General features: G+C 69.5%; 29 protein-coding genes. 18 read left to right on the top strand and 11 right to left on the bottom strand.

The window, feature by feature from the left end; genetic code table 11:
• The first annotated feature begins 53 nt into the window (after positions 1-53).
• The 5 genes from FJM51_RS04890 (at position 54) to FJM51_RS04910 (ending at position 5,849) form a co-directional block, all read left to right on the top strand.
• Positions 54-293 (top strand): hypothetical protein, encoded by a 240-nt coding sequence (locus tag FJM51_RS04890; RefSeq protein WP_140453002.1) that lies wholly within the window; start codon positions 54-56, stop codon positions 291-293.
• A gap of 245 nt (positions 294-538) precedes the next feature.
• Entirely contained in the window at positions 539-2,623 is a 2,085-nt protein-coding gene (gene glgX / locus FJM51_RS04895; RefSeq protein ID WP_140453003.1) for a glycogen debranching protein GlgX, read from the top strand.
• A gap of 41 nt (positions 2,624-2,664) precedes the next feature.
• The gene (locus FJM51_RS04900; protein ID WP_233712982.1) at positions 2,665-3,126 is read left to right on the top strand and encodes an MgtC/SapB family protein; all 462 of its coding nucleotides are present in this window, start codon (positions 2,665-2,667) and stop codon (positions 3,124-3,126) included.
• A gap of 660 nt (positions 3,127-3,786) precedes the next feature.
• Positions 3,787-5,451 carry a sensor histidine kinase gene (locus tag FJM51_RS04905; RefSeq protein ID WP_140453005.1) on the top strand — a complete coding sequence of 555 codons (1,665 nt, stop codon included), beginning with the start codon at positions 3,787-3,789 and terminating at the stop codon, positions 5,449-5,451.
• A 56-nt stretch (positions 5,452-5,507) separates the two neighbouring features.
• Complete coding sequence (locus FJM51_RS04910; RefSeq protein ID WP_140453006.1) at positions 5,508-5,849, top strand: DUF883 family protein; 342 nt, start codon at positions 5,508-5,510, stop codon at positions 5,847-5,849.
• A 56-nt stretch (positions 5,850-5,905) separates the two neighbouring features.
• Here FJM51_RS04910 and FJM51_RS04915 read toward each other — a convergent pair whose 3' ends face one another.
• Both FJM51_RS04915 and FJM51_RS04920 read right to left on the bottom strand, forming a co-directional pair.
• Positions 5,906-6,460, bottom strand: coding sequence for a sigma-70 family RNA polymerase sigma factor (locus FJM51_RS04915; RefSeq protein ID WP_140453007.1), 555 nt, complete (start codon positions 6,458-6,460; stop codon positions 5,906-5,908).
• A complete protein-coding gene (locus tag FJM51_RS04920; RefSeq protein WP_140453008.1) occupies positions 6,450-6,632 on the bottom strand; it encodes a NepR family anti-sigma factor in 183 nt (60 codons plus the stop codon). Before FJM51_RS04920 ends, FJM51_RS04915 begins: the two co-directional genes overlap by 11 nt.
• A gap of 143 nt (positions 6,633-6,775) precedes the next feature.
• Here FJM51_RS04920 and FJM51_RS04925 point away from each other — a divergent pair, with 143 nt between their 5' ends.
• From FJM51_RS04925 to FJM51_RS04935, 3 genes are all read left to right on the top strand, one after another.
• Entirely contained in the window at positions 6,776-7,570 is a 795-nt protein-coding gene (locus FJM51_RS04925) for a response regulator (protein ID WP_140453009.1), read from the top strand.
• A gap of 139 nt (positions 7,571-7,709) precedes the next feature.
• Positions 7,710-8,696, top strand: a complete 987-nt coding sequence (locus FJM51_RS04930; protein WP_181164448.1) for a sensor histidine kinase — start codon at positions 7,710-7,712, stop codon at positions 8,694-8,696.
• A gap of 106 nt (positions 8,697-8,802) precedes the next feature.
• Positions 8,803-9,063, top strand: coding sequence for a hypothetical protein (locus FJM51_RS04935; RefSeq protein ID WP_140453011.1), 261 nt, complete (start codon positions 8,803-8,805; stop codon positions 9,061-9,063).
• A gap of 44 nt (positions 9,064-9,107) precedes the next feature.
• Here FJM51_RS04935 and FJM51_RS23700 read toward each other — a convergent pair whose 3' ends face one another.
• The 4 genes from FJM51_RS23700 to FJM51_RS04950 all read right to left on the bottom strand — a co-directional run bounded on the left by FJM51_RS23700 (position 9,108) and on the right by FJM51_RS04950 (position 11,892).
• On the bottom strand, positions 9,108-9,281 hold the full coding sequence (locus tag FJM51_RS23700) for a hypothetical protein (RefSeq protein WP_181164449.1): 174 nt from the start codon (positions 9,279-9,281) through the stop codon (positions 9,108-9,110).
• A gap of 165 nt (positions 9,282-9,446) precedes the next feature.
• Positions 9,447-9,947, bottom strand: a complete 501-nt coding sequence (locus FJM51_RS04940) for a pyridoxamine 5'-phosphate oxidase family protein (protein WP_140453012.1) — start codon at positions 9,945-9,947, stop codon at positions 9,447-9,449.
• Positions 9,948-10,009: 62 nt separating this feature from the next.
• The gene (locus tag FJM51_RS04945; RefSeq protein ID WP_140453013.1) at positions 10,010-10,822 is read right to left on the bottom strand and encodes a VOC family protein; all 813 of its coding nucleotides are present in this window, start codon (positions 10,820-10,822) and stop codon (positions 10,010-10,012) included.
• A 158-nt stretch (positions 10,823-10,980) separates the two neighbouring features.
• A complete protein-coding gene (locus FJM51_RS04950; protein WP_140453014.1) occupies positions 10,981-11,892 on the bottom strand; it encodes a LysR family transcriptional regulator in 912 nt (303 codons plus the stop codon).
• Positions 11,893-12,024: 132 nt separating this feature from the next.
• Between FJM51_RS04950 and FJM51_RS04955 the strand changes: the two genes are divergently transcribed.
• From FJM51_RS04955 to FJM51_RS04980, 6 genes are all read left to right on the top strand, one after another.
• Complete coding sequence (locus FJM51_RS04955; RefSeq protein WP_140453015.1) at positions 12,025-12,915, top strand: transglutaminase family protein; 891 nt, start codon at positions 12,025-12,027, stop codon at positions 12,913-12,915.
• 87 nt (positions 12,916-13,002) lie between these two features.
• Entirely contained in the window at positions 13,003-13,290 is a 288-nt protein-coding gene (locus tag FJM51_RS04960) for a DUF2934 domain-containing protein (RefSeq protein WP_140453016.1), read from the top strand.
• A gap of 98 nt (positions 13,291-13,388) precedes the next feature.
• Positions 13,389-13,637 carry a hypothetical protein gene (locus FJM51_RS04965; RefSeq protein WP_140453017.1) on the top strand — a complete coding sequence of 83 codons (249 nt, stop codon included), beginning with the start codon at positions 13,389-13,391 and terminating at the stop codon, positions 13,635-13,637.
• Positions 13,638-13,838: 201 nt separating this feature from the next.
• Positions 13,839-15,005: an efflux RND transporter periplasmic adaptor subunit gene (locus FJM51_RS04970; RefSeq protein ID WP_140453018.1), complete on the top strand. Its 1,167-nt coding sequence runs from the start codon at positions 13,839-13,841 to the stop codon at positions 15,003-15,005.
• Between the two features lie 122 nt (positions 15,006-15,127).
• On the top strand, positions 15,128-18,259 hold the full coding sequence (locus FJM51_RS04975; RefSeq protein ID WP_140453019.1) for an efflux RND transporter permease subunit: 3,132 nt from the start codon (positions 15,128-15,130) through the stop codon (positions 18,257-18,259).
• Between the two features lie 460 nt (positions 18,260-18,719).
• Positions 18,720-19,091 carry a PRC-barrel domain-containing protein gene (locus FJM51_RS04980; RefSeq protein ID WP_140453020.1) on the top strand — a complete coding sequence of 124 codons (372 nt, stop codon included), beginning with the start codon at positions 18,720-18,722 and terminating at the stop codon, positions 19,089-19,091.
• 32 nt (positions 19,092-19,123) lie between these two features.
• On the opposite strand, the gene FJM51_RS04985 is transcribed toward FJM51_RS04980, so the two are convergent.
• The gene (locus FJM51_RS04985) at positions 19,124-20,170 is read right to left on the bottom strand and encodes a LacI family DNA-binding transcriptional regulator (protein WP_140453021.1); all 1,047 of its coding nucleotides are present in this window, start codon (positions 20,168-20,170) and stop codon (positions 19,124-19,126) included.
• A gap of 330 nt (positions 20,171-20,500) precedes the next feature.
• Here FJM51_RS04985 and FJM51_RS04990 point away from each other — a divergent pair, with 330 nt between their 5' ends.
• Positions 20,501-20,899 (top strand): hypothetical protein, encoded by a 399-nt coding sequence (locus FJM51_RS04990; RefSeq protein ID WP_140453022.1) that lies wholly within the window; start codon positions 20,501-20,503, stop codon positions 20,897-20,899.
• Positions 20,900-21,027: 128 nt separating this feature from the next.
• Positions 21,028-21,360: a hypothetical protein gene (locus FJM51_RS04995; RefSeq protein WP_140453023.1), complete on the top strand. Its 333-nt coding sequence runs from the start codon at positions 21,028-21,030 to the stop codon at positions 21,358-21,360.
• Positions 21,361-21,365: 5 nt separating this feature from the next.
• On the opposite strand, the gene tsaA is transcribed toward FJM51_RS04995, so the two are convergent.
• The 4 genes from tsaA to FJM51_RS05015 all read right to left on the bottom strand — a co-directional run bounded on the left by tsaA (position 21,366) and on the right by FJM51_RS05015 (position 24,001).
• The gene (gene tsaA, locus FJM51_RS05000) at positions 21,366-21,821 is read right to left on the bottom strand and encodes a tRNA (N6-threonylcarbamoyladenosine(37)-N6)-methyltransferase TrmO (protein ID WP_140453024.1); all 456 of its coding nucleotides are present in this window, start codon (positions 21,819-21,821) and stop codon (positions 21,366-21,368) included.
• Entirely contained in the window at positions 21,818-22,636 is an 819-nt protein-coding gene (locus tag FJM51_RS05005) for an inositol monophosphatase family protein (protein WP_233712984.1), read from the bottom strand. The genes tsaA and FJM51_RS05005 overlap by 4 nt, the downstream gene beginning before the upstream one ends.
• 75 nt (positions 22,637-22,711) lie before the next feature.
• Positions 22,712-23,323 (bottom strand): Smr/MutS family protein, encoded by a 612-nt coding sequence (locus FJM51_RS05010; protein ID WP_140453025.1) that lies wholly within the window; start codon positions 23,321-23,323, stop codon positions 22,712-22,714.
• Positions 23,324-23,338: 15 nt separating this feature from the next.
• Positions 23,339-24,001, bottom strand: a complete 663-nt coding sequence (locus FJM51_RS05015; RefSeq protein ID WP_140453026.1) for a Tim44/TimA family putative adaptor protein — start codon at positions 23,999-24,001, stop codon at positions 23,339-23,341.
• Positions 24,002-24,131: 130 nt separating this feature from the next.
• On the opposite strand from FJM51_RS05015, the gene FJM51_RS05020 reads away from it, so the two are divergent.
• Both FJM51_RS05020 and secB read left to right on the top strand, forming a co-directional pair.
• Entirely contained in the window at positions 24,132-24,656 is a 525-nt protein-coding gene (locus FJM51_RS05020) for an FxsA family protein (RefSeq protein ID WP_140453027.1), read from the top strand.
• Between the two features lie 207 nt (positions 24,657-24,863).
• Positions 24,864-25,361 carry a protein-export chaperone SecB gene (gene secB, locus FJM51_RS05025; protein WP_140453028.1) on the top strand — a complete coding sequence of 166 codons (498 nt, stop codon included), beginning with the start codon at positions 24,864-24,866 and terminating at the stop codon, positions 25,359-25,361.
• The last annotated feature ends 10 nt before the right edge of the window (positions 25,362-25,371 follow it).

Raw genomic sequence — 25,371 nt, forward strand, 5'->3', positions numbered from 1 at the left:
GCAGTTTCAGTCTTGGCCCATCACCACGGGCGAACAGATAGGAGGGCTGCCAGATGGCTGTCACCGACGATCCCTCGGATCCTCACGCCGCGCTGCAGGCGCGCATCAACGCCGCGCGCCGTCGGCTCGCCGACAACGAGAACATGGAATGGGCCGAGCTCGGCACCCTGCTCGAAGGTCTGTCGGAAGAGATCCACGAGATGGAAGGGCATCCCGACGAGAAGCGCGAGGAGATCTATGCCCGCGCCCACAAGACGCTCGACGAGATCCACGAGAAGCTCGAAAGCGAGTGAGAGGCGACCGGGCGGGCACGGTGCCCTCCGCGGGTCAGTGGCCCGTCCGGCCCCTGATCCCGGAGCGGCGGCGGGTTCCCGGTCCCCGCGGCCGTGTCGCAGACTGCCCGGACGCCGCGCCACCCTGCCTCGAAAACGCGCAATCGACCCCGGTCGCATGAACGGAACCTGGCCGCGGCGGAACCGGCCCCGGCTAGGGGCGTTGCACCCCCGCCATTCACCAAACAGCGAGGCGCGCCAATCCGATGCCTGAATCCATCCGCGTGACCGCCGGCCTCCCGTATCCCCTTGGCGCGACCTGGGACGGCAGCGGCGTCAATGTCGCCGTATTCTCCGCCCATGCCCGGAAGATCGAACTCTGCCTGTTCGACGATGACGGCAAGCGCGAGACGGCTCGGATCCCGTTGCCGGAATATACCCACGAGGTCTGGCACGGCTATTTCCCGGATCTCCACCCCGGCCAGCTCTACGGGCTGCGCGTCCACGGTCCCTACGCGCCCGAGGCGGGGCACCGGTTCAACCCCAACAAGCTCCTGCTCGACCCTTATGCGAAGGAGATCCGCGGCCAGATCCGCTGGCACGATTCGCTCCATGGCTACCGGATCGGGCATTCGAAGCAGGATCTCTCCTTCGACAAGCGCGACAGCGCGCGCGCGATGCCGAAATGCCGGATCATTGACCCGGCCCATACCTGGGGTCATGACGACCGGCCGCGGCGTCCCTGGGCGGAGACGGTGATCTACGAGGCGCATGTGAAGGGCATCACCGCGCGCAAGCCGGACGTGCCGGAGGAGCTGCGCGGCAGCTTCGCCGCGCTCGCGACCCCGGGCGTGATCGAGCATCTCGCCTCGCTCGGCGTGACGGCCGTGGAGCTGATGCCCATCCACGCCTTCTTCGACGACCGCTACCTGACCGAGAAAGGGCTGCACAACTACTGGGGCTATTCGACCCTGGGGTTCTTCGCCCCGGCGCCGCGCTACATCGCGCCGGGCCACAACCTGCACGACTTCAAGCTGATGGTGCAGCGGCTTCACGGCGCGGGGATCGAAGTGATCATGGACGTGGTCTACAACCACACCGCCGAGGGGAACCACCTCGGGCCGACGCTGAGCTTCCGCGGCATCGACAACCTCAGCTACTACGTGCCCGCGGACGATCCGCGCTACATCTACGACACCACCGGCTGCGGCAACAATCTCAACATCCGCCACCCCCGCGTGCTGCAGATGGTGATGGATTCGCTGCGCTACTGGGTCGAGGACTGCCATATCGACGGCTTCCGCTTCGACCTCGCGGTGACGCTCTCGCGCGACCGCGACAATTTCGACACCAACAGCCCCTTCCTCGACGCGGTGGCGCAGGATCCGGTGCTCGCCCATGTGAAGATGATCTCGGAAAGCTGGGATCTTGGCCCGAACGGCTACCAGGTCGGCGGCTTCCCGCCCGGCTGGGCGGAATGGAACGGCCGGTACCGCGACAGCATGCGCGGCTTCGTCAAGGGCGATCCCGGCGCGATCCCGGCGCTCGCGACCCATCTGCTGGGCTCCTCGGACATCTTCGACCGCCGCGGACGCAGGCCCTGGGCCTCGGTCAACTTCATGACCGCCCACGACGGCTTCACGCTGATGGACCTCTACAGCTACAACGAGAAGCACAACGAGGCGAATGGCGAGGAAAACCGCGACGGCCACAACGACAACCGCTCCTGGAACTGCGGCGTCGAGGGGCCGAGCGACGACCCCGCCGTGATCGCGCTTCGCGACCGGATGCGGCGGATGGCGATGGCCGCGCTGATCCTCTCCAACGGCACGCCGATGATCCTGATGGGCGACGAGATCGGCCATTCCCAGCAGGGCAACAACAACGCCTATTGCCAGGACAGCGAGCTCACCTGGATGACATGGGAGCTCGATGAGCGGGCCATGTCGTTCAAGGAATTCGTCGCCGGGGCGCTCGGCCTGCGGCGGGAACTCGCGCCGCTGCGGAGCTACCGCTACCTCCATGGTGACCCGGTGGGCGGCGAGGGCGGCCCCCCCGACGTGCGCTGGCTGCGCCGCGACGGCAAGGACACCACCCATGCCGACTGGGCCGACACCGAGGACCGCGACGTGGCCGTGGTGCTGCGCGACACGCGCGACGCGGTCTTCATCATCGCCAATTCCTCCGACCAGGAAATCACCGTGATCGCGCCGGAGGCGGGCGAGGGCCGCGCGTGGCGCCTGCGGCTCGACAGCGGCACGGGCAAGATCGATCCCGACACGCCGCCGGTGGTGGCGGGCGATGGCATCGCGATGCCGGGACGGGCCATCCTGCTCTTCTCGGCGGTCTGATCCGGGAACCCGCGGGCCGCCTCGCGCGTAGCAGGATGACCATGCTGGAGAACGAGTTCCTGACGGCGATGCCGATCCCGTGGCAGATCGTGGTGCTCCGGCTGGTCGGGGCGAGCATCTTCTGCGGCCTGATCGGTCTGGAGCGCGAGGTGAAGAGTCACGCGGCCGGCCTGCGCACCAACATGCTGATCGGCCTCGGCGCCGCGGTCTTCACGATCGCGGCGCAATACATGGTGGAGCATTTCTCCTCCTCCGGCGACAGCGTCCGGATGGACCCGATCCGCCTCATCGAAGCCGCCACCGCCGGCGTGGCGTTTCTCGCCGCCGGGACCATCGTGCTGAGCCAGGGGCGGGTGAAGAACGTCACCACCGGGGCGCTGATGTGGGTCTCCGCCGCCATCGGCCTCAGCGTGGGGCTGGGCCTCTGGATCCTCGCGCTCGCGACCACGGTGCTCGCCCTCATCATCTCGGCGGTGCTCTCGAGACTCGACCTCGACAGCTGACGCGGCGGCGATATAATCGGGAACCGATACGGACGCCGCTCGTTGTCACCATATGGCGGCTGGGTGCCGCCCCTGGAATCGATGGACCGGCGCGCCCGCGCACATGCGGGCAACCGAGGCGCTTCCCTCCCCATGCGCCGCGCCGGCCTCCATCCCCGAAGTCTGTCCCAACTGGGGCGCCGGTTGGCGCCCCATTTTTTCGTTCCGGCTTCAGAGCGTGGGAATTGACGTTCAAAACGCTTTGACACCCGTTCGGGCTCGGGCAAGGATCGCTCCGAGGGAATTTTCGGATTCAGGCATCGGTTTCGCGGCGCCGGGCATGGCGCTGCTCAAGGCATGACAGGGGAAAGACAATGGGCGGAGATGGCCCGTGCCGCCGCGATGGCGAAGGGCGGCCGCGCGGCGCGCTTCGCTCCGAACACGAGGGGGATGTGATCCGGCCCACGGGCAGGCTCGGGCGTCATGCGCCGATCATCGACCTGAACAACTTCCCCGTGTTTCCGGCGCTCGCAATCGGCCCGCGGGCCGCGCACCCGCGGGCAGGCGCCCTCACACCTCCCCCGCGTTTGACTTGCCCCCATCCTCAACTTTGGCAAGAGTGAGCGCGCCTTCGGATCTACCCCCGCAGTATCCTCGAGTTTCCAGATCGGGCGCGGCGACATGAAACGCTTGCTTCCTCTCCTCGCCCTGATCCTGATCGCGACATCAGGTCTCGTCGCGGCGGCGCTGGTGCTGCGGCTCGACCATCGCAACCGGGAACTCGGCTTCGCGGCGGTGGCCGAGCAGGCCTCGACCCGGCTGCGGGAACAGGCCGGGCAGCATCTCCTGCTGCTCGCCGCGACGGCCGCGCATTTCGAGGCCGCGCGCGGCTGGATCACGGCGGAGGACTTCCGCGCCTTCTTCGAGCATCTCGACCTGCCCGAGCGCGCGCCGGGCAGCGTCGGGCTCGGCTATCTGGTCTTCGCCGACCGCGCCCAGTTGCCGGAACTCGGCGACGCCTATGCGCGCAACAGCGGCCGGCCGCTGAACCTCTGGCCCGACACGAAGGCGGAGCGCCTGGCCGTGGCGGTGCTGTTCGAAGCGGTGGCGGGCGAGAGCGCGCGGGCGAGCGGCTATGACAGCTATTCCGATCCGCCGCGCCGGGAGGCGATCGACCGCGCCACCGCGAGCGGGCTGCCGAGCGCGACCGGCCCGCTCGAACCCGTCACCGGACCGGGCAAGGGACCGCTCTCGATCGTCGTCTACCTTCCGGTCTATGCCTCGCTCTTCGGGATCAGGCCGGGCGAGGGGTCGCCGCCGCGGCCGGCCGGCTTCGTCGCGGCGGTCTTTCGCGCCAACGCCTTCATCAAGGCCGCCTTCGCCCCGGGCGCGCTGCCCGCCAACATCGTCGTCGCGGACGCGGAGATGCCCGACCTGCCGCTCGCCGAGATCGGCGCGCCGGCGGACCCGCGTTTCGGCGGCCAGCTCGTTGTCCGCGACAGGCTCGACGTCGGAGGACGGACCTGGCTCGTGACATCCCGGCCGAGCACCGAGTTCCACCCCCGCAGCGCGGCGCCCTTCGCCCTCGCGCTCGGGGTGCTCTCGCTCCTGCTCGGCTGCGCGGTCGCGGCGACGCTGCGCGAACAGGCGCGCGCCCACGCGGCCACCGCGGCGCTCGCCGAGACGAGCCAGCGCAACCTCGAAGAAAAGGATCTGATGCTTCAGGAGATGAAGCACCGGATCAAGAACGCCATCGGCCGCATCCTCGCGATCGCCCGGCAGACGGCGGCGAACGCCTCCGATCTCGACGGTTTCATCCAGTCCTTCACGCAGCGTCTGCAGGCGATGTCGAACGCCCAGGACATGCTGACCCGCTCCCGCTACCAGCGCGCGGATCTCGGCGAACTGCTGCGGCGCGAACTCGCCCAGGTGTTCGGCGCGGATTTCGAGGACGGGCGGCTGAGCGGCCCCGCGGTCGAACTCGACGAGCGCGGCGCGCAGGCGCTCGGCCTGACGTTCCACGAACTTGCGACCAACACGCTCAAATACGCGGGCTGCGATCCCGACATCGACGTCTCCTGGCACGTAGCACCCCGGATCGGCCACGGGGAGGAGCTGGTCCTGCGCTGGTGCGAAAGCGCCACGGCGCCGATCGCGCCGCCCGCGCGGAGCGGCTTCGGCACCCGGCTCATCGACGCGAACATCCGCCACGAGCTCGGGGGCGCGATCGAGCGGGACTATGCCGCGGACGGGCTTCGCGTTACCCTGTCGATCCCGCTTCGCGGCGGCGTGATCGACGGCCGGCGGCCGCGGAACCATCGCCGGGACGGCACGTTAGCCGACTGACGACCGAAGCCGGGCCCCGCCGAGCGGCGGCCGCTCGCCCATGACAGGAGTCTCGCATGGCCAGCACGATCCGCGAAAAGACCCGCGCCGCTCTCTCCGATCTTCCGGATCTCGAGGAGATCCGAGACGAGATCGCCCTCTTGCGGCGGCAAATGGACAAGATGTCGAGCCGGGCGCTCGTCGACGGGTCGCGCCAGGCGCGGCGTCTGAGGGACCGGACGGCGGCGCGGGCGGATGACCTTTACGCCGACGCGGAGGCGCTGCTCGGCGAACTCGGCCGCGAGTTCCGTCTCGTCGAACGCCGGGCACGGACGACGGTGCGCGATCATCCCGCCCAGTCCGCCGCGGTGGCGCTCGTCGGCGTGGGGCTTCTGCTCGCGCTGCTCTGGCGGCGCTGAGTTGCGCGGCGAGGCGCCCGCGGAGGCTTTCGCCCGCGGGCGCCTCGCCGCTCGTTCTATTCCGCGAAGGCGCGGGAAACGGTGCCGGCGGTGACCCGGTCCGGACCGAAATCGCCGGGGCCGGAGATCCGCAGGATGTCCTGCAGCCGGCTCCGCGCCCGGCTGACGCGGCTCTTGATCGTGCCGACCGCGCAACCGCAGATGTTCGCCGCCTCCTCGTAGGAGAAACCCGAGGCGCCGACGAGCAGCAGGGCCTCGCGCTGGTCGTCCGGCAGGCTCGCGAGGGCGCGGCGGAAATCGGCCATGTCCATCACGCCGTCATGCTCGGGCGCGACGCTCAGCCGCGCGGTGAAGGTACCCTCGGTGTCCTGCACCTCGCGTCCGCGCTTGCGCATCTGGCTGTAGTAGGTGTTGCGCAGGATCGTGACGAGCCAGGCCTGCATGTTGGTGCCGAGCTTGAAGTCGCTCTGCTTCGCCCAGGCCTTCATCACGGCTTCCTGCACCAGATCGTCGGCGCGGTCGGCCCGTCCGCTCAGCGAGAGCGCGAAGGCGCGCAACGACGGCAGCGCGGCCAGCATGGCCTGCTTGAACGTCGGGATCTCACTTGTCATGCGCCGCCCTCTTTGCCTCGGCTTCGTCGAGACGTTCGAGAAGATCGATCAGTTCGGCGGGGATCGGCTCCTGCTCGACCTCGGCGTACAACGCCCGAAGCCTCGCGGCGATCTCGCCGTGTGCGTCCAGCAGCCCTCCGACAGGGCCCCGGTGTCGGGGGGATTTGGTCATTCCGTATACTCTTGAATGGTTCGCGCTCTCGTAGGATGCTCAGACCGTCAATTCCGGCCTCGGCGGAAGGTTCCGCCGGGCCGGGAACTTTTCGCACCCGGCGGCGTTTTCGCCACATTTGGGTCGTCGATCAGGAGCCACAGATGAGCCTTTCTACCCGCATCGCCCCACACCTTGCCTACCTGCGGCGATACTCCCGGGCCATCACCGGTTCCCAGACGTCCGGAGACGCCTATGTGGCGGCCATGCTCCAGGCGCTGATCGCCGACGTCAACATCTTCCCGAAGGCGAGCAGCGACCGCATCGGGATCTACAAGCTCTTCGCGAGCCTCTATTCGAGCCTCCAGGTCAATATCGACGCCAGTTCCTCGCCCTTCGCCTGGGAGCAGCGCGCGGCCGGCAACCTCGCCTTCGTCTCCCCCCTCGCCCGCCAGGCCTTCCTCCTGAGCGCCGTCGAGGGTTTTGACGATCGCGAGGTGGCGGAGATCCTCGGCCTCGAGGAGGACGAGACGCGCGCGTTGATGGCGAAGGCGGCCGAGGAGATCTCGCGGCAGGTCGCGACCTCGATCCTCATCATCGAGGACGAACCGCTGATCGCGATGGATATCGAGCAGATGGTCCATTCCCTCGGCCACCGCGTGACCGGCGTCGCCCGCACCCACAGCGAGGCGCTCGCGCTCTACCGCGCGGATCCGCCGGGCATGGTGCTCGCCGACATCCGGCTGGCCGATGGCAGCTCGGGGATCGACGCGGTGAACGACATCCTGCGCAACCGCGTGCTGCCGGTCATCTTCATCACCGCCTTCCCGGAACATCTGCTGACGGGCGAGCGGCCCGAGCCGGCCTTCCTCGTCACGAAGCCCTTCGACGAGAACATGGTCAAGGCGCTGATCGGGCAGGCCCTTTTCTTCAACGAAGCGGCGAGCGCGGCGGCATGAGCCGGCTTCCCGCGGAACCGGGGGGGCGGACGGCGGTTTGGGCCGAGGACTGACAAGGGACATTCGCGAGGTCGCCTGGCCGCGCGACGATGGCGGTATGCGTGGCATGGATCCGCCGAACCGAACGGGCGGCGCGCCGATGACACGGGAGATCTCCGTCGATCGTATCAAGACCCTGCTCCGGGGCCTCCGGAACAGCGGGCTCTGCATAATGTATCACGACGCCGAACTCGCCGTGCGCATGGTGGAGAATCCGCCGCCCGGCTGGCCGCCTTCCGAAGTCATCCTCGCGGAGGGGGACGCGGCGATCTTCGAGCCGGAGACCTTCGCGCGCGTGATGGAGACCAAGCGGCAGGTGCTGTCGAGCGGCGCCCCGGCGCGGCTCGAGGTGGCGCGGCGGGAGGCGCTGCGCGAAAAGGCCTGGTACGAACTCCATATCGAAGCGGACCCCCTGCCTCCGGCGGAGGGCGAGGAGCATGACGGCGCCCGCGGGCTCTTCGTCTCGGCGATCGACATCACCGAACTGAAGAACCGCGAGGAGGCGCTGCGCTCGCTGCTCTTCGAGGTGAATCATCGCTCGCGCAACCTGCTCGCGATCATGCAGAGCGTGCTCGGCCATACCGCGCGCAATTCGGCCTCGGTGGCCGAGTTCGAACGAAAGTTCCGCGGCCGGGTCGCGGCGCTCGCCCACAGCCAGGATCTGATCACCCGCTCGAACTGGCAGGGAATCCGGTTCCACCGGCTGGCGCTGAACCAGGTCTCGGAACATGTCGGACCCGGCGCCGCGCCGCCGCTCATGCTCGGAACCGACCCGCTGATCGGACCCAATACCGCGCTTCATCTCGGCCTCGCGCTGCACGAACTCGCGGTGAACTCCGCCACCTTCGGCGTACTCGCCCGCGGGCGGGGCGAGATCGTGATCCGGACCGACACCACGCGCGAGGGCCAGATGATGTGCTGGGAGGAACGGCTGGAGGTTCCGCGCGAATCCGCGCCCGGCGCGGGCTTCGGCCAGGCGATCCTGCGCCAGATCGTGCCGCGCGCGCTGAACGGGAGTGTCGAACTCGAGATCGAACCGGACCGGATCCATTACCGGATCGACTGGCCGGAAGCCGTGATCGTGTAGCGTCTGGCGGATGGAACCCGCGGCCATGCGCGGCATTTAACGGAGAGCGTACCCGAGGGCGAAACCGGGAGAGATTCCGCCGCCCGCGAGCCAGGAGACGAAACGGATGGAGACGACCAACACCATGGCCAAGGTCGAAGCGGAAAGCCACGCCTCTCAGCTCAGGTCGGATCTGCGGACGCTGCGCGAGGATATCGAGATGCTGAAATCCGATGTCGCCGCGGTCGGCAGAAACCAGGTGAACCGCGCCAAGGCGAATATCGCTGATATGGATGGCAATCTGGGGAGCCGATTGAGCGAGAAGCCGTTCCAGACCCTGGCCATCACCTTCGCCGCCGGCTATCTCTTCGCGGTGATCACCCGCTGAGGCACGCGGGCGAGGCACGCCGTGCCGGGCGCCTCGCCCGAAACTCAGGCCAGCCGCTCCACCCGTTCCAGCCGGGTGAGCAGTTCGACGAACTCCGGGGGCAACGGAGCCTCGGGAGAAGCCGCGTGATAACGCCGCAGACGCGCCCCGATCCGGGCCGCGGCGGCCTGACTTTCCTTGCGATCCAGTCGCGCTTCATGATCCTTGCTCTCGGACATCTCACGTCCACCTCCTGAAAAGAAAATGCGCGACGCCGAGCGGAGGTTCCCCGCTCCGCCGCCGGAGCCGCGCCGCTGTCGCCGGAAAGACACAGGCGGCGCGAGGAATGAAGAAGGGCGCGCGGTGGGTCCGCGCGCCCGCCCCCTAGTCGCTCGTACCCGTCCTCAGGTGAAGGCGAGTTCCCGGTGCACGCCGACGTCGGGCGTGGTGTTCTCCTGCATGTTCGCCTTCGCGGTTTCCCAGAAGAAGGCGAGCGAGCTTCCGGTCGAGGCCCAGATCCCCGCCGATTTCAGGTCGAGCGCCAGCATCTTGAGCTGCGGATCGTCCTTGCCCTCGAACCAGGCGGAGACGGCCGGGCCCCAGATCTCATCGAGGCGTTCGCGGTCGAAGCGTTCGCTGATCTCGCCGTCGAGGCAGGCGTGGAAGTCCTGCGACTTCGAGACCAGCACGAAATGCGCCGCCGCCCCGCTCCGCAGCCGCTCGTAGAGTTCGGTATCGCGCCGGGTCAGGAACCAGAGGCGCCGGTTGTCGGGATCGGGAAAATGCGCCATCGGCTGCATGTGCCGCGGTCCGCCCTCCACGCCCAGCATGCCCGCGTGGGCTGCCTTGAGATTGTCCCAGAGAAGATCCTCGGGATGTTCGCGCGCGGCTTTCAGATCGGACATGATCGGTCTCCTGCTTGTTTCATCGCAGACCAACCAATCCCCGGGCGAGGGGTTCCCTCGCCTCAGGCGGCCTTCGGCGCGACGCTGAACCGGGTGTTCCACGGGTCGCGCAATCCCTCGCCGCCCGCCTGCGCCGCGAGCCTCTCGTATTCCGCATCCTCGGCGCGCAGCGCCACCTCGGCGAGGCCGGTCGCGGGATAGTCGCGCGGCCCGGCGTGGCGGCTGTTCCAGACATTCGTCGCCAGGTGGTGGTGATAGCCTCCGGTGGCGAAGAAGCTCGCGCCCGGATAGCGCGTCACGAGCGACATGCCGAGAGGGCCGGTATAGAAAACCTCCGCCTCGGGGATCGCGCCGACCTGGAGATGGACGTGGCCGACGACCGTGCCCGCGGGCGCCCCGGTCCAGCGGCCGGTCGCCGCGCGGCGCAGATCCGCGATGTCGAGCGGCTCCGTCGTCATCCCGATCCCGCCCGCGCCCCGCGGCCAGGCTTCCCTGGGGCGGTCGACGTAGATCTCGATCCCGTTGCCCTCCGGGTCGCTCAGGTAGAGCGCCTCGCTCACCGCGTGATCCGAGGCGCCCTGAAGGCGCGCCCCGCGCTCGGCGTAGGCGTCGAGCAGCGCGCCGAGATCGGCGCGGTCCGGCAGCAGGAAGGCGGTGTGAAACAGTCCCGCCTCGCGCGGGGAGCGGAACCGGGCCGCGGCGTCGCGGCGCAACTCGACGAGCATCCTTCCCCCGGCGCCGAGACGCGCGGTCTCGCTATCGGAGCCGAGCAGATCGAGCCCGACGCTCCGCTGATAGAAGCCGGAGAGCTTGCCGAGGTCATGGACGGTCAGGGCGACATGTCCAATCTCGATCGGCGCATCACTGGTAGCCATGATCGTTTGCCTTTCGCAAGAACCCCGCCCCATCGAGGGGAGAGGCCGCGGCGCGCCTCCGGGCGCCCGCCTTGGCGTCGATATGCCCCCCGCGGCGCCCGGGGATTAGCCGGAGGGATCGAAGGAGATCCTTTCCCGACCGGACAGAATGCCCGCGCTCACCAGCCCGCGTCCCATGCCGGTTCGCCGCGGAAGGCCAGGGCGAGGTGATCCACCAGCACCCGCACCTTGGAGGCGAGGTGGCGCGCGGGCGGATAGAGCGCCATCACCGCGAGCGGTTCCGGCTCGTAGGCGTCGAGAAGGATCCGCAGCCGGCCGGCGCGCAGGCTCTCGCCCACGAGGAAGCTCGGGCCGCGCAGCGCGCCCAGCCCCGCCTCGGCCGCGGCCACGCAGGCGCTCGCATCCGAGAAGCGGACCCGGCCCGCGACGGGCACGACGATCTCGCCGCCGCCCGGATCGCGATAGCGCCAGGAATTGGGCTCCCGCGGCTGGGTATCGATGACGCAGGGCAGATCGCGCAGGTCGCCCGGCGCTCCGATCGGGCCATGGCGTGCGATGAAATCGGGCGCGGCGGCGGTGACGATGCGCATGGCGCAAAGCCGGCGGGCGATCAGCGCGCTGTCGACGGGCGCGCCGACGCGGACCGCGAGGTCGAACCCCTCGTCCACGAGGCTCACATGGCGGTCGCTAAACCGGGCGTCGAGCTCGATCCCCGGCCAGGCCCGGGCGAAGTCGAGCAGGACCGGCACGAGTTCGCGCGCGCCGAAGCTCACCGGGACCGAGAGGCGAATCCGCCCGGCCGGCGTCCCCGCCGCCTCGTGCACCGAGGCCGAAAGCGCGTCGTATTCCTCGATCAGCGCCTTGACGCGCGCGTGATAGGCGAGGCCCTGCTCGGTCGGGGCCAGCGCGCGGGTGGTCCGCTTCAGCAGCTGCGCCCCGAGCAGCGTCTCGAGCCGGGAAACCAGTTTCGACGCCTGGCTCGCCGATGTGCCGAGCCGGGCCGCGGCGGCGGAAAAGCTGCCGAGGTCGAGCACAGCGACGAACATCCGGTCACATTCCAGCCGATCCATGCGCCCTCGCCCTCCGGAGAGCGAGGCTGGCCCGGCGCGAGGGCCGCGTCAACGGGCCGCGCGCGCCTTCGAATGCCGCTGGCCTCGCACCCCGCGCCTCGCTAACGTCGGTGAGTCGCCCGGCTCCGCAAGATGTCCATATTCAACGTTCGCCACGTCACCACCTACAGATACCGAAGGCCGGTGGTATTCGGCGACCACCGGCTGCTGTTCCGCCCGCGCGACAGCCACGACCAGATGCTGCTCCATGCGGAACTCGTCACCGATCCCGCGCCGGCGCGGCTGCGCTGGATCCACGATGTCTTCGGCAATTGCGTCGCGATCGTCTCCTTCGAGGGTCCGGCCCGGGAACTGCGGTTCGAAAGCCGGATCCGGCTCGACCACACGCCGAGGGGCGAGCTTGCCTTCGACACCGATCCGGCGGCGCTGCGCTACCCCTTCTCCTACGCGGCGGAGGAGGCGGGCGATCTCGCCAGCACGATGCGGCCGCATTATCCCGACGATCGCGTGACCCGCTGGGCCCGGCAGTTCGTGCGCGCCGACGGCAGGACGGAGACCGGCCATCTCCTGATGACGATGTGCTACGCGATCCACGAGGGCTTCGCCTATGCGCGGCGGCACGAGCATGGCACGCAGTCGCCGGCGCGCACGCTCGCCCTGCGCCGGGGCACCTGCCGGGATTTCGCGCTCCTGATGATGGAATGCCTCCGCGCGCTCGGCTTCGCGGCGCGTTTCGTCTCCGGCTACGTCTACGTCCCCGACCGCGACGACGGCGCGGTCCGGGGCGGCGGCTCCACTCACGCCTGGTGCGAGGTCTATCTGCCCGGCGCGGGCTGGGTGGAATTCGACCCGACCAACGGCATCGTGGGCAGCCGCGACCTCATCCGCGTCGCCGTGGCGCGCGATCCCTCCCAGGCGATCCCGCTCTCGGGCACCTATACCGGCGCGGCGGAGGATTTTCTCGAGATGGAGGTCGGCGTGCAGGTAACGACGGAACCAGGCGCGCTCCAACCGATTGAATGAACACCGGGGACCGGCGCCGACGCGCTGTTTACTTTTGCGCGCAAGCTGTCAGCTTTGGAAAACCGCGATCTTGAGCGAGAGAGGACAATGGCGAGCGACAAGGAAGAACGGATCAGGGCCAAGGCCCACGACATCTGGCTGAGCGAGGGATGCCCGGAAGGCTCCGAGGCCCGGCACTGGGAGATGGCGACCGCCGCGGTCGAGGCCGAGGACGCGGGCGCCGCGCCGGACGTCGCCGAGACCGCCCCGGAGCCGGAGACCGCGCCGGCCCCGAAGAAGCGCGCGCCCCGCGCGAAGAAGACCCCGGCCGATCCCGATGCCCCCGCCGCCCCGAAGCGGGCGCCGCGGACGAGAAAGACGACGCCGGCGGGCTGATCCGCCAAGGGCGGCTTCAGGCGCGGCCGACGGCGGCGGAACCGATCGTGGCGTGCCCGCGTTCCACGGAGATGTGAAACTGTCGCACGGGATGTGCCATGCAATCCAATGTCCGGAGCCGCGGCTTCACCGATCCGCTGGAAGTCGTCGATCATACCGACATGCCCTATGAGGAGCGGCTCGGCATCCTGCAGGAATGGCGCGCCCGGCTCGTGAGCGAATCCGCGCCCTCCCCCGACATCGAGGAGATCGACGGGGCGATCCAGGCGCTCGAAACCGGCGCGCGTCTGCAGGGCGACCAGTCCGACGAAGTGCCGGAGGATTACGACACCCGCCGCGGTCGCTGAGCCCGCTCCCGCCACCGTGCCCCGTCGAAGGGTCGCGCCGGAAGGCGCGACCCTTCCTTTTCGCGCGTTTTCCGATAGGGTCCGTGGCGACGCGTCGCATTCCGCCGCGCCGAAAGGACTTGCGGTCGCCAGCGGAGTGCGATTTATGAAACCGAACAGTTTCGCTTTGTGACCAGTCTTCGCGCCAGGAGAGCCCGACGCATGTCCTTCCGCCTGAAATCCTTCCTCGCCGGGGCGCTCGGCCTCGTGGTGGCGGTGGCGGCGCCGGCGGGCGCGCAGCAACAGGCGCGCGGGCCGGTGCCCGTGACCGTGGTCACCGTCCAGGCCTCCGACGTGGCGCTGACGAGTCTCCTGCCCGGCCGCGTCGTCGCATCGAGCGTCGCGCAGGTCCGGCCCCAGGTCGACGGCATCATCAAGGAGCGTCTCTTCACCGAGGGCACCCCGGTCGAACTCGGCGATCCGCTCTACAAGATCGACGACGCCTCCTATCGCGCGCAGGTGGCCCAGGCCGAGGCGCAGGTGGCCCAGGCCGAGGCCCAGCTTCGCACCGCGCAGCAGGACGCGGATCGCAACGAGGAACTGCTGCAGCGGAACACGATCAGCCAGCAAACCCGGGACGAGAGCCTGGCGACGCGCGACGCGGCCAACGCGGCGCTGGAACTTGCGAAGGCGCAGCTCATGGCCGCCAACATCAATCTCGACCGCACGACGATCCGCGCCCCGCTCTCCGGCGTGATCGGCCTCTCCCTCACCACGCAGGGCGCGCTCGTCTCCGCCGGCCAGAGCGACGCGCTGACGGTGATCCGCACGCTCGATCCGGTGAATGTCGACGTGACGCAGTCGGCGGCGGAGATCCTGCGCTGGCGCCGCGGCCAGCGGCCCGGCTCCGGTCCCGACCCGGACCCGATGGTCTCGCTCACGCTCGCGGACGGCTCGAAATACGGCCACACCGGCCACCTCTCGGCCGCCGAGCCCTATGTGAACGAGAGCACCGGCGTCGTCGTGCTGCGCATGCAGTTCGACAATCCCGAGGGGCTGCTGCTGCCGGGCATGTACGTCCAGGTGGAGATCCCGCTCGGCACGGCGGCGGGCGCGATCCTGACGCCGCAGGAAGGGGTGAGCCGGGACAGCCGCGGCCAGCCGCTCGCCTATGTGGTGGGCGAGAACGACGTGATCGAGACCCGGCAGCTGACCATCGAGGGCGCCCAAGGCAACCAGTGGATCGTCACCGCGGGGCTCGAACCCGGCGACCGCGTCGTGGTCGAAGGCGTCCAGAAGATCGCGAACGGCGCCACGGTGACGCCGGAGGAACGCGCGGCCGCGCCCGCTGATACCGACGCGGCCGACGCCACCCCGGCAAAGCCCTGAGCGCGTCCGCGGGGATCCCGAGAGACCCCGCGCCGCTCCCTCCCGTGAAACAGCAATCCGGGGCTTCCCGGTTTCCGCCCGCCCGGGCGCGATCCGTCCCCGACCCGATCCCGGAGTAGCCGATGGCCCGCTTCTTCATCGACAGACCGATCTTCGCCTGGGTGATCGCGATCATCATCATGGGCGCCGGCATCCTGTCGATCATGACCCTGCCGGTCTCGCAGTACCCGACGATCGCCCCGCCCTCGGTCCGGATCAACGCGACCTATCCCGGCGCCTCGGCCGAGACCGTGACCAATACCGTCACCCAGATCATCGAACAGCAGATGACCGGGATCGACGGGCTGAGATACATGAGTTCGAGCTCGACCTCCCAGGGCCGGGTGACGATCACGCTCACCTTCGAGACCGGGACCGATCCCGACATCGCCCAGGTGCAGGTGCAGAACAAGGTCAGCCAGGCGACCGCGCTCCTGCCCGACGAGGTGCAGCGGCAGGGCGTGACGGTGCAGAAGGCCGCGCAGGGCTTCCTGATGGTGGTGGGCCTCACCTCGCAGAGCGGCTCGGTCGACCAGGCGGATCTCGCCGACTATCTCGTCTCCAACATGGTGGACGAGTTCAGCCGCGTGCCCGGCGTCGGCAACGTCCAGGTCTTCGGCTCGCAATATGCGATGCGGATCTGGCTCGATCCCTCGAAGCTCGCCGCCTACGATCTCGCGCCCTCGGACGTGATCAACGCGGTCTCCGCGCAGAACCAGCAGATCTCCGCCGGCTCCTTCGGCTCGCTGCCCGCGCCCGACGGCCAGCAGCTCAACGCGACGGTGAAGGCGCAGTCGCTCCTCTCCACGCCCCGGGATTTCGAGCAGATCGTGGTCCGGGCCGAGACCGACGGCGGCCTCGTCCTCGTGAAGGACGTGGCCCGCGTCGAGATCGGCGCGCAGAGCTACGACACGATCTCGCGCTTCAACAAGTGGCCGGCGAGCGGCATGGCGATCCAGCTCGCCTCCGGCGCCAACGCGCTCGACACCGCCGACCTCGTGAAGGAGCGGCTCGAGGCGATGAAGCCGTTCTTCCCCGACGGCGTGGACTACGTGATCCCCTACGACACGACGCCCTTCATCTCGATCTCGATCGAGGCGGTGGTGCATACGCTGATCGAGGCGATCGTGCTCGTCTTCCTGGTGATGCTCCTGTTCCTGCAGAGCATCCGCGCGACGCTGATCCCGACGCTCGCGGTCCCCGTGGTGCTGCTCGGCACCTTCGGGATCATGGCCGCCTTCGGCTTCTCGATCAACACGCTGACGATGCTCGCCATGGTGCTCGCGATCGGCCTGCTCGTCGACGACGCGATCGTCGTGGTCGAGAATGTCGAGCGCATCATGGAGCAGGAGGGGCTCGGCCCGCTCGAGGCGACGCGCAAGTCGATGGACCAGATCACCGGCGCGCTGATCGGCATCGCGCTCGTGCTCTCGGCGGTCTTCGTGCCGATGGCCTTCTTCGGCGGCTCTACCGGCGTCATCTACCGCCAGTTCTCGGTCACCATCGTCTCCGCCATGGCACTGTCGGTGCTCGTGGCACTCACCCTCACCCCGGCGCTCTGCGCCACGATCCTGAAGCCGAAGGCGCATGACCATCGGCCGCTGGCGCCGTTCCGCTGGTGGAACAGCTTCTTCGAATGGGTGACGCGCCGGTATTCGCGGACCAACCGCTGGACCGTGGCCCGGCCGTTCCGGATCATGCTCGTCTACCTGCTGCTCGTCGGCGCGATGGGCTATCTCTACGTGAAGACGCCGACCGCCTTCCTGCCCGACGAGGACCAGGGCATCCTGCTGACGCTGATCCAGGGCCCCTCCGGCGCCACCGCCGGGCGCACGGACAATGTCGTCAGCCAGGTGCAGGACTATTTCCTCGAGAAGGAGGCGGCGAACGTCTCCTCGGTCTTCGGCGTGACGGGCTTCTCCTTCGGCGGATCCGGGCAGAACATGGGCCTCGCCTTCGTGAAGCTGAAGGACTGGGAGGAGCGGCCCGATCCCGGCCAGTCGGCGCAGGCGATCGCCGGCCGCGCCTTCGGCGCCCTGAGCCAGATCCGCGACGCGATGGTCTTCCCGGTCGTACCGCCGGCGGTGACCGAGCTCGGCAACGTCAGCGGCTTCAACTTCTTCCTGCAGGCGCGGAGCGGCCAGACCCACGAGCAGCTCCTCACCGCGCGCAACCAGCTGATGGGCCTCCTGTCGCAGAGCCCGCTCATCCAGTCGATCCGCCCGAACGGGCTCGAGGACGCGGCGCAGTACCAGCTCGACATCGACTGGCGCAAGGCGGGCGCGGTCGGGGTGACGGCGGCGGATGTCGGCGCCTTCCTCTCGACCGCCTGGGCCGGCACCTATGTGAACGACTTCGTCGACCGCGGCCGGATCAAGCGCGTCTACATCCAGGGCGAGCCCTGGGCGCGGGCGATCCCGGAGGACATCAACCGCTGGCGCATCCCGAACCAGTCGGGCGATCTCGTGCCCTTCTCGAACTTCACCACCAGCGACTGGACCTCGGGGCCGCAGGGCGTCAACCGCTACAACGCCCTCGCCGCGATGGAACTGCAGGGCACGCCGGCGGATGGCGTCTCGACCGGCGAGGCGATGGCGGAGGTCGAACGCTTGGCCGGACAGCTGCCGCCGGGCTACAACATCGCCTGGACCGGCCTGTCGCTCGAGGAGCGGGAATCGGGCGATCAGGCGCCGATGCTGTACGCGCTCTCGATCGCGGCGGTCTTCCTCTGCCTCGCGGCGCTCTACGAGAGCTGGTCGATCCCCTTCGCGGTCATCCTCGCGCTGCCGGTCGGCATCCTCGGCGCGCTCATCGGCGCGCGGCTCGGCGGATCGGCGAACGGCGTCTATTTCCAGGTCGGCCTGCTGACGGTCGTCGGGCTTACCGGCAAGAACGCGATCATGATCGTCGAATTCGCCCGCGAACAGGTGGAGGCCGGCGCCCGGGTCTTCGACGCGGTGATCCACGCGGCCCGGACCCGGTTCAGGCCGATCCTGATGACCTCGATGGCCTTCTCGCTCGGCGTGCTGCCGCTCGTGCTCTCGACCGGCGCGGGATCCGGCGCCCGGCGGGCGATCGGCGTGGCGACGCTGGGCGGCACGGTCACCGGCACGCTGCTGACCGTGCTGCTGGTCCCGACCTTCTTCGTCCTGGTGACCCGGCTCTTCGGCGCGGGCCGCCGCCGAGGCGCCGATCCCGTCCCCGCCGAGGCGTGACACCGCTGGCCGCGCTCCGGCGCGGCCGGCCCCCCGCCTGCCCGAAGCCGATTTCCGCCGAGCCGGGCGCCGCGCTTGCAAATCACGATAAAATCTGTCGTATTAGTCGCCTATTGTATCGGGAGTTTCGCTATGGAAAGCTTCGAGCATCAGGCCGGATCCATCCCCGAGGCGGCGCTTGCGATGATGGCGCGCCGGGATCGCTCCGCTTCCTCTCCGGAGCGCGCGGCGGCCGTACCCCCCCTCGCCGCGCAAGCTCCGCGTCTGCCGGCGGGAGCCTGGGCGGACGCGGTGCTGCCGGATGTGGTGGAATGCGCTCCGCCGGCGCCGCCGCGCCCCGTCGTCCCGGCCCCGGGACCGCTCGCCCGGCTGACGCGGCGCCTTCGGGGCGTGTTTCCCGCGCGGAACCCCCGTCGCGCCGACGGCGTTCTCCGGGCATGCGAACGAACGGAGCAGTCCGATGCTGGAAGACGAAACCGCGCTGACAAACGCGCATGACCATATCCGCGCGACGACCGTGAACGGCACCGATGTGTTCAGCCCCGACGGAGAGCATATCGGTCACATCGACGACATCGTGCTGTCGAAACGGAAGGGCAATGCGATCTACGCCGTCCTGTCCTTCGGCGGCTTTCTCGGCCTTGGCGAGCGCTACCATCCGCTGCCCTGGGCCAGCCTGCACTATGACGACAAGCTGGCCGGCTACGTCGTCAACGTGTCGCGGGACCAGCTTCAGGCCGCGCCGAGCTATCAGCGGGGCGTGGATCCGGACTGGAACGATCCCGAATTCGACAAGCGGATCGCCGGCTATTACGGCTTCCCCTATCTCTGAAGCGGCTGGCGCCCGGCGGGCGCCAGCCTTTCTCACGCCGAATGCGCGAGGTCGCGGGCATCGACCCCGCCAAGATGGCTGTCGCGGATCCGGAGCCGCATCGGCATGAGCGCGGGGCCGAGCGGCTTGCGCGCCATGCCGGGCTCCGACAGCAGCGCGACGATCCGCTCCGCCACCGCCCCCCCGGCGGCCTCAAGATCGGCGTCGAAATGCGTCAGCGTCTGCGAAAGCGACTGGTTGTCGACGGTGGGCGAGGCACTGATGAGCCCGATATCTACCCCCGGACGCAGGCCGAGGCCGCCCAGATCGCCGTAGAGCGCGGCGGCGACGCTCTCGTGTCCCGCGAGGACCGCCGTCGGCCGCCGGGCCGAGGCGAAGAGCGCCCGGCCCTCCTCCACCAGATGGCCGTTCGGGCCGGACCGGACCACCCGCACGGAATCCGGGCCGAGCCCGTATCGCGCCGCCTCCGCCCGGAAGGCCTCCGCGAGAAGCAGTTCGTAATGCATTTCCCACGCACTCAGCACCAGCGCGAGCTCGCGATGGCCCGCGCGCAGGAACAGCCGCGCCGCCTCGGCGCCGGCGGTGGCGTGATCGAAATCGACCCAGTTGCCGAGATCGTCCGGTCCGGCGCGGCCGAGCGCCACATGTTCGATCCCCGCCGCGCGCAGATAGTCGAGCCGGGGGTCGTTCGGCCGGGTCTGGTTGATGATCACCGCGTCAGCGAGCTTGCGGGACACGACGCGCCGCAGGCTCTCGAGCGGATCCTCCTCCGCGCCGCGAAACAGTACGATGAGATCGAGTTCCTGCGCGAGCAGGCCGCGGCGGCAGCCTTCCAGGGTCCGGAAGAACCCGCTGTCGGACTGGCCGCCGATCCCGCTCGCGGGAATGATCGCGGCGACGATGCCGGTGCGGCCCTTGCGCAGGCTGCGGCCCGACTGGTCCGGTACATAGCCGCGCAGCCGCGCGGCTTCCTTGACCCGGGCGCGGGTCCCCTCGTTCACGTCAGGTCTGTCATTGAGCGCGCGTGAAACTGTCCCAATGGACAGATTCAACTCGCGCGCGAGCGAGCGTATACCCATTGCGTTTCTTCCCCGAGAGGCGCCAGTGTCCCCTGGCGCTTAGTGCTTTTCAATAATTATGAATGAATGTGTCCTCTGGCGCAATGATCCCTCCCCATCATTGCCTGATTCCAACTCCTGATTCGTGTCACGCCGCTGTAACGGCGTCCATGGTTTTCTTGTTTCAGAGACAAGGAGACCTCGATGAAACCGAACCTCTTCGCCGACCGCGCCGCTCCCGGAGAACGCCCCGCGACCGGAGCCCTGGCCGTGAGCCGGCGGTCTCTTCTCCGCTGAGCAGATCCGGCCCCGGAGCCGGTCCGAACAACCCCGTGAATGGAGCCTACCCCCGTGTTCGACATCAATGTGAAGCAGCCCGAACGCCCGACGATCGAAGTCGCGGACTATATCGAGCTCGGCAAGCTCATGGTCGAATGGACGCGCGATCCGACGAGCCGCCCGACCTCGGTCGCCGAACTCGCCCGCCAGCTGGCCGGCATCGCGGTGATCCCGCGCCGCGTGAAGCGGATCGCCTTCGTCCAGAACGACGAGGAAACGCTGTACGTCCGTCTCCCAGAGGAGGCGCTGCTCGGAGAGCGCGTCGAGGAGATGATGGACGACTGCTCCGGACGCCTCTACCGGATGCCCTATTTCTACCGCGACTTCTTCGACCCCGGATTCGGGCCGGTCATGTCCTCCTACGAGACGCTGCTCGCCCGCCTCGGCGACAGCATGGCCGCCCAGTCCTGACCCTGCTCCGGGGCATCCCGCGTCCGCCCTCGCGCCCCGGGCGATTTCAAGCCTCTCCGTCCGCATTCCCAAGGGGTTGGCCCCGCCGCCGCCCTTCAATCAGAACCGAGACAGGAAGGAATGATCCCATGACCGACGCGACCTTCGTCCGCGGCTACGCCTTCGGATTCGCCTCCACCGCCCTCCTCGTCGCCATGCTCTCGATGAGCGGAGGGGGAATGAGGCACGGCGCGCCGGCATTCCAGGGTGGCATGGAGCAGGTCGACGCACGCCTCTTCCCCAGGCCCTGCGCCAGCGGCGCGGCCTGCGAGCAACCGCGCACCGAGACGACCGCCCGGGCGGATGTGGCGCCGATCCGCGCCTGGCCGTCCCGCGCGGACCCCGCCGGGACCGGAGCGACCGCGATCGGCCCGATCCGGGATTGGGCGCCGCTGGCGCGGCACGACGTCACGCCCGGCTGACGCGCTCAGCCCTTCCGAGAAAAGGCGCAGCGGTCGGGCTTGATGTCGAGGAGCGCGGTGCCGTCGAGACAGTCGAGCCCCCGCACCGTGAGCACCCGGCCCGCCACGCCGACCAGCCGGACCCGGGAGGTCGCGATCGGATTTGGCCGCGCCGGGGAGCGCAGCGCGAACGTGCCGCGCGGCTCCGGCAGATGGGCGGGGCACTGCGTCAACAGGTCGCGGGACGCCTGGTCCATCCAGTAGAGCAGTTCGATCTCCCCGAATCGCTCGAGCCCCTCCAGCGCCGGCTGCCAGCGCGGGAAGACCTCCACCCGGCACTCGGGCCCGTCGAGCGATCCCTGCCGCGGGCAGTCGCCCCGCGTCGTCCAGGGCGTGCGCAACCGGCCGATGAAGGTGAGCCACGCGTCCCGCGCGAACGGACCCTCGGCGAGGGTCTCTCCCGGACGGGCCGCGCCGCTCATCGCCGGTCCATGATCGCGGCGAGCGGCTCCCAGGCGGCCGGGACCGCCGCGAGCACGCGGTCCGGCTTCGAGAAGTCGCCGTCGGCGCGGAACTTCGCGGTCCTGCCGCCGGCCTCGCGCACGATCAGAAGGCCGCCGAGGCAGTCCCAGGCATTCATGTATTCCGAGACGATGCCCGCCAGCCGGCCCGCGGCGACATAGGCGAGCATCAGCGCGCCGGAGCCGTTGTTGAACAGCACCCCGCCGCGCGCCGTCAGCTCGCGCACGATCTCGGCTGTTCGCCCGGGCTCGCTGTACTGACTCGCGCCGACGCCGGTCGTCGCATTGCCCAAGGTCACATCGGCGGGAATCCGGAGCGGGACCCCGTTCAGCGTCGCCCCTCCCCCGGCGAGCGCCGCGAAATCCTCCGCCTGCGTCGGCACGGAGATCACTCCCACCACCGGTTCGCCGTCGCGCAGCAGGCAGATCGCGACGCACCAGTTCGGCATGCCGTGCAGGAAGGGCGAGGTGCCGTCGATCGGGTCGATCACCCAGGTGAAGCCGGAGGTTCCGGGCGTATCGCCGAATTCCTCGCCGAGGAAACCGTCCTCGGGGAAGCTCTTCGCGACATCCTCGCGGATCTTGCTCTCGACCGCCCGATCCGCCTCGGAGACGATGTCCTGCAGGCTGGCCTTCGACTCGATCACCAGCTGGTCACGGCTCTGCCAGTAGACCAGCGCGAGCGCGCCGGCGCGGGCGGCGATCTCCCGCGCCTGGACATAGCGCTCGTTCAACGCCTCATCGATCATCTCGTACTCCACAAGCTCGTCTCGCATGCCTGTCACCCGCCCGCGACGCCGCCGGCGCGCCCGTGAGCTTCACAATCCGGCCGGAGGCGTCAATCCCCGCCCTCAGCGTCGGCGGCGCAGATAGACATAATAGGCCCCGCCCCCGCCATGCTTGCGATGCGCGGGCGCGACCTGAAGCACGCAGGGGCCGAGCGGCGGGGCGTTCAGCCAGTGCGGCACGTTGTGACGCAGGATGCCCCGGCGCTCGAGGAAGCCGCTTTCCTCGGGCGGCCGCCCCTTGCCGGTGATGACGAGGACGAGCCGCAATCCGCCCGCCTGAGCGCCGAGGATGAAGGACATCAGCGCGCCATGCGCGCGTTCCGCGGTCATTCCGTGCAGGTCGAGCCGCGCCTCGGGCGCGAGACGCCCCCGGCGCAGGCTCTCGAAGCGGCGCCGATCCATGTCCGGATGCGCCCGGTCGAGCGCGGCATGCGGGTCGGGCGCGAGGTCGAAGGTGGCCGAGGGCGGCTGGGGCCGCGCGACGCGCCGCCCCGCCGGCATCCGGACGGCGGGCAGCGCGGCGGCGCGCGGCGCGACGGGATCGGGAAGCGGCGTCGCCTCCGCGCTCTCGAGCGCGGGCAGGCTCGTGCCCGAGCGGAGCGGCCGGGCGCTGTCCGCGACTTGTTGCCACAGGGCCCTTTCGCCCTCGGTCAGATCGCGCCGCCCGCGCCCCATCGATCGGGTCCCGGATCAGCCGGCGGTGCCGGTCAGAAGCCAGTTCGGATTGTCCGAGGTCATCACCCGGCCGAAGGTCCAGATGTCGCGCTGGCGCCGGAGCTCGTTCGGCGCGCCCTCGACGACGCGGCCCTCCTTGTCGCGCACGACCGAGGTCAGCTCGCCCAGGAAGCGCATCGTGATCTCGCCTTCCTTCGTCGCGGGATCGAAACGCGCGTCGGCGAGCTTCACCTCGCTCACGCCCTGGAAGTTCGCCTCGACCACGTAGCCACGGGCCTCGCGCGCCTTGATCGCACCCTCGAACGTGGCGAAGACCTCGGGGGAGAGGAACTGGCGCAACGTGTCGATATCGCCCGTCTCGAAGGCCATGACGAGCATTTCATAGGCCTGGCGCGCACCGTGGGTGAATTGCGCGACGGTGAAGGAACGGTCCACGCGCTTCATCTCGGCCAGCGCCTTGCCCGCGTCGCTCTCGGGTTCGATGAAATCGGAGATGTCCCGGTCGGGCCCGCCGCCCTCGATCACGTCGAGCGACGGACGCTCCCTCGGCGCGGGGGTCGGCAGCGGCTCCGTCGGTTTCTCGTAGCCCGCGCGCGTTCCGAGGACGCTGCGAAGGCGCAGCACGAGGAACAGCGCGATCGCCGCGAGGATTATGATCTGGATCATCTGCGAACCCATCCGGGTAGTGACCTTTCATTCTAATTCACCGCCGGGCGTGGCGTCGGCGCGGTGCCGATCTTATGTAGGGACTGCCAGGCGCCGAGTCCACCGATGCGCCGGCCAACCAGCCAAGGGGGAACCCAAGTTCATGCCGCTCCTGCTTCTGCTCGTCAGCCTGCCGCTCATCGAGATCGCGCTGTTCGTCCAGATCGGCGGCGCCATCGGTCTGTGGCCGACGCTGGCACTGGTGATCGCCTCGAGCCTCGGCGGCATGGCGGTGATGCGCCGCCAGGGAACACAGGCGCTCATGCGGCTGAGCGAGAGCATGGAACGGGGCGGCGACCCCGCCGGTCCCCTCGCCCATGGCGCGCTCGTCATGATCGCGGGCATCCTGCTCATCATCCCCGGCTTCTTCACCTCCGCCTGCGGGATCCTGCTGCTGATCCCCCCGATCCGGCGCTGGCTGATCGGCCGGGGCGCGAGCGGGATGACGGTCCGCGCGGCGCGCTTCCGCCGGGCCGGACCGATGCCCCCCCGCCCCGGCGCCTCCCGGCCGGGCCGGCCGGGCCAGCCCGGCACGATCGACGCCGAATACGAGGTGATCGAGGAACACGAGACGGATGGCGGGGATCACCCGCGCCGGGGCGCCTCCGGCTGGACCCGCCCGCACTGAGGATGGCCCTCCGGGCGGGGGCGCCGCGTCGGCGGCCGCGATCGTGGCCAACGGCGCGCCCGCGGCGCGTTTCGCGATCCGCGCCTCTGGCGGGCGCCCCTTGGCCGCTCGGCGCGATTCCCCCGGGCTCCCCGCGTTGTGACGCCATGGGCGGCATGCTAGACCCGGCGCGACGCAGACAAGCCCTGCCAGAAGAAAGGAACTGCCATGGCCGAGGAAAACGGCGCCCAGGACAACGCGGCCCAGCAGGCCCAGGCGCAGCCGCGCCTCAGCATCCTGACCCAGTATGTCCGGGACCTGTCCTTCGAGAACATCGCCGCCCAGAAGGGCGTCGCCTCGCCGGAAAGCGCGCCGGAGATCTCGATCAAGGTCAATGTCGAGGCGACCGGCCGCGGCGAGGATCGCTACGAGGTCGCGATCAAGCTGACGGTCAACAGCGCGATCCAGGACGCGCCGGTCTTCATCGTCGAGCTCGACTACGCCGGGCTGTTCCTGATCCAGAACATGCCGCAGGACCAGCTGCATCCGCTGATGATGATCGAATGCCCGCGGCTCATCTTCCCCTTCGCGCGGCGCGTCATCTCCGACGTCACGCGCGACGGCGGCTTCCCGCCGCTCAATCTCGAGCCGATCGACTTCCTCGGCCTCTACCGCGCGGAACTGGCGCGGCGGCAGGCGGCCCAGGCCACGCCCGCGCAGGCCTGATCATCCGGGC

This window comes from Amaricoccus solimangrovi (assembly GCF_006385685.1).
Classification (GTDB): domain Bacteria; phylum Pseudomonadota; class Alphaproteobacteria; order Rhodobacterales; family Rhodobacteraceae; genus Amaricoccus; species Amaricoccus solimangrovi.

Excerpts from the sequence above, each read along its gene's own strand:
- FJM51_RS04890 (WP_140453002.1), top strand. The coding sequence starts at position 54 with ATGGCTGTCACCGACGATCCCTCGGATCCTCACGCCGCGCTGCAGGCG.
- glgX (WP_140453003.1), top strand. The coding sequence starts at position 539 with ATGCCTGAATCCATCCGCGTGACCGCCGGCCTCCCGTATCCCCTTGGC.
- FJM51_RS04900 (WP_233712982.1), top strand. The coding sequence starts at position 2,665 with ATGCTGGAGAACGAGTTCCTGACGGCGATGCCGATCCCGTGGCAGATC.
- FJM51_RS04905 (WP_140453005.1), top strand. The coding sequence starts at position 3,787 with ATGAAACGCTTGCTTCCTCTCCTCGCCCTGATCCTGATCGCGACATCA.
- FJM51_RS04910 (WP_140453006.1), top strand. The coding sequence starts at position 5,508 with ATGGCCAGCACGATCCGCGAAAAGACCCGCGCCGCTCTCTCCGATCTT.
- FJM51_RS04915 (WP_140453007.1), bottom strand. The coding sequence starts at position 6,460 with ATGACAAGTGAGATCCCGACGTTCAAGCAGGCCATGCTGGCCGCGCTG.
- FJM51_RS04920 (WP_140453008.1), bottom strand. The coding sequence starts at position 6,632 with ATGACCAAATCCCCCCGACACCGGGGCCCTGTCGGAGGGCTGCTGGAC.
- FJM51_RS04925 (WP_140453009.1), top strand. The coding sequence starts at position 6,776 with ATGAGCCTTTCTACCCGCATCGCCCCACACCTTGCCTACCTGCGGCGA.
- FJM51_RS04930 (WP_181164448.1), top strand. The coding sequence starts at position 7,710 with ATGACACGGGAGATCTCCGTCGATCGTATCAAGACCCTGCTCCGGGGC.
- FJM51_RS04935 (WP_140453011.1), top strand. The coding sequence starts at position 8,803 with ATGGAGACGACCAACACCATGGCCAAGGTCGAAGCGGAAAGCCACGCC.
- FJM51_RS23700 (WP_181164449.1), bottom strand. The coding sequence starts at position 9,281 with ATGTCCGAGAGCAAGGATCATGAAGCGCGACTGGATCGCAAGGAAAGT.
- FJM51_RS04940 (WP_140453012.1), bottom strand. The coding sequence starts at position 9,947 with ATGTCCGATCTGAAAGCCGCGCGCGAACATCCCGAGGATCTTCTCTGG.
- FJM51_RS04945 (WP_140453013.1), bottom strand. The coding sequence starts at position 10,822 with ATGGCTACCAGTGATGCGCCGATCGAGATTGGACATGTCGCCCTGACC.
- FJM51_RS04950 (WP_140453014.1), bottom strand. The coding sequence starts at position 11,892 with ATGGATCGGCTGGAATGTGACCGGATGTTCGTCGCTGTGCTCGACCTC.
- FJM51_RS04955 (WP_140453015.1), top strand. The coding sequence starts at position 12,025 with ATGTCCATATTCAACGTTCGCCACGTCACCACCTACAGATACCGAAGG.
- FJM51_RS04960 (WP_140453016.1), top strand. The coding sequence starts at position 13,003 with ATGGCGAGCGACAAGGAAGAACGGATCAGGGCCAAGGCCCACGACATC.
- FJM51_RS04965 (WP_140453017.1), top strand. The coding sequence starts at position 13,389 with ATGCAATCCAATGTCCGGAGCCGCGGCTTCACCGATCCGCTGGAAGTC.
- FJM51_RS04970 (WP_140453018.1), top strand. The coding sequence starts at position 13,839 with ATGTCCTTCCGCCTGAAATCCTTCCTCGCCGGGGCGCTCGGCCTCGTG.
- FJM51_RS04975 (WP_140453019.1), top strand. The coding sequence starts at position 15,128 with ATGGCCCGCTTCTTCATCGACAGACCGATCTTCGCCTGGGTGATCGCG.
- FJM51_RS04980 (WP_140453020.1), top strand. The coding sequence starts at position 18,720 with ATGCTGGAAGACGAAACCGCGCTGACAAACGCGCATGACCATATCCGC.
- FJM51_RS04985 (WP_140453021.1), bottom strand. The coding sequence starts at position 20,170 with ATGGGTATACGCTCGCTCGCGCGCGAGTTGAATCTGTCCATTGGGACA.
- FJM51_RS04995 (WP_140453023.1), top strand. The coding sequence starts at position 21,028 with ATGACCGACGCGACCTTCGTCCGCGGCTACGCCTTCGGATTCGCCTCC.
- tsaA (WP_140453024.1), bottom strand. The coding sequence starts at position 21,821 with ATGAGCGGCGCGGCCCGTCCGGGAGAGACCCTCGCCGAGGGTCCGTTC.
- FJM51_RS05005 (WP_233712984.1), bottom strand. The coding sequence starts at position 22,636 with ATGCGAGACGAGCTTGTGGAGTACGAGATGATCGATGAGGCGTTGAAC.
- FJM51_RS05010 (WP_140453025.1), bottom strand. The coding sequence starts at position 23,323 with ATGGGGCGCGGGCGGCGCGATCTGACCGAGGGCGAAAGGGCCCTGTGG.
- FJM51_RS05015 (WP_140453026.1), bottom strand. The coding sequence starts at position 24,001 with ATGGGTTCGCAGATGATCCAGATCATAATCCTCGCGGCGATCGCGCTG.
- FJM51_RS05020 (WP_140453027.1), top strand. The coding sequence starts at position 24,132 with ATGCCGCTCCTGCTTCTGCTCGTCAGCCTGCCGCTCATCGAGATCGCG.
- secB (WP_140453028.1), top strand. The coding sequence starts at position 24,864 with ATGGCCGAGGAAAACGGCGCCCAGGACAACGCGGCCCAGCAGGCCCAG.